This window comes from Roseovarius gaetbuli (assembly GCF_900172365.1).
Lineage (GTDB): Bacteria > Pseudomonadota > Alphaproteobacteria > Rhodobacterales > Rhodobacteraceae > Roseovarius > Roseovarius gaetbuli.
Genome location: NZ_FWFJ01000128.1, coordinates 1 through 1,037, shown reverse-complemented (window position 1 = coordinate 1,037; position 1,037 = coordinate 1). Strand labels below are relative to the sequence as shown.

Annotated in this window: 1 protein-coding gene; it reads left to right on the top strand. The window is 53.8% G+C overall.

Translation table 11 applies throughout. The annotated features are described in order from the left end of the window. Positions 1–959, top strand: a 959-nt coding sequence (locus ROG8370_RS19900) for an IS110 family RNA-guided transposase (protein ID WP_085828839.1), incomplete at its 5' end; no start/stop codon positions are given. Positions 960–1,037: the final 78 nt, after the last annotated feature.

Below are 1,037 nucleotides of genomic sequence, written 5' to 3'. Positions count from 1 at the left end.
TGCGTAAGCAGATCAAACGCCTTGCATTGGTCACGACGTTCGAAAAGTTGCCGCGTTGTATTGTCGGAATGGAGGCGTGTCTGAGTGCCCACTTTGTCAGTGGCACGCTGCGCAAGATGGGTTTAGAGCCTCGGATTATTCCAGCGATCTACGTAAAGCCATTCAATAAGGGCCAGAAGAACGACTACAATGACGCGGAAGCCATCGCTGAAGCGGCGCTGCGTCCGAACTTGAATGCAGTCTCTGAGAAGAGCCAAGACCAGCTCGATTTGCAAGCGTTGCACCGTGTCAGGTCGCGCTTGGTGTCGCGACGGACGGCAACGATCAATCAGATCCGGGCGTTTTTAATTGAACAGGGCATCACTGTCCGCAAAGGTTTGCGTGCGTTGAAAAATTCCTTCGAGACCATCCTTGAAGACCGCAAAGATGAGATATCACCGCGGATGCGGAAGATACTCATCGGGCTCTATGGTGATTGGATGTGGATGGATGGTCGGATCGATACAGTCTCAAAAGAGATCGAGGTCATCAGCCGAACGGAAGAGAACTGCGTCAACGTGATGACGGTGCCTGGGATTGGACCGATGATCTCGACGGCGATGGTGGCTGCTATCGGTGAAGGCGAGGCCTTCGATCGTGGTCGTGACTTTGCAGCTTGGGTGGGGTTGGTCCCTCGACAATACAGCACGGGCGGCCGAACTATATTGGGACGGATCACCAAACGTGGAAGCAGGTATTTGCGCATGTTGTTCGTTCAGGCGGCTAAGGTTATCCTGATGCGATCCCACCGATGGCCGGACTTCAGCTTCGGCGCATGGCTCATACGCGCATCAGAGCGCATGCATCGCAACAAGCTGCCGGTCGCTTTGGCGAATAAATTGGCCCGGATGGCGTGGAGCATATTGAGACATAAAACGGCGTTTGATGCGCCCAGAGATGAGATCATGGCTGGCGTCTAAAGCACCACCACGATCCAAAGGAGTTCGCTATAGATAGAAAGCATGGAACGGAAATATTACGCCCCCAGAGTCTGACGG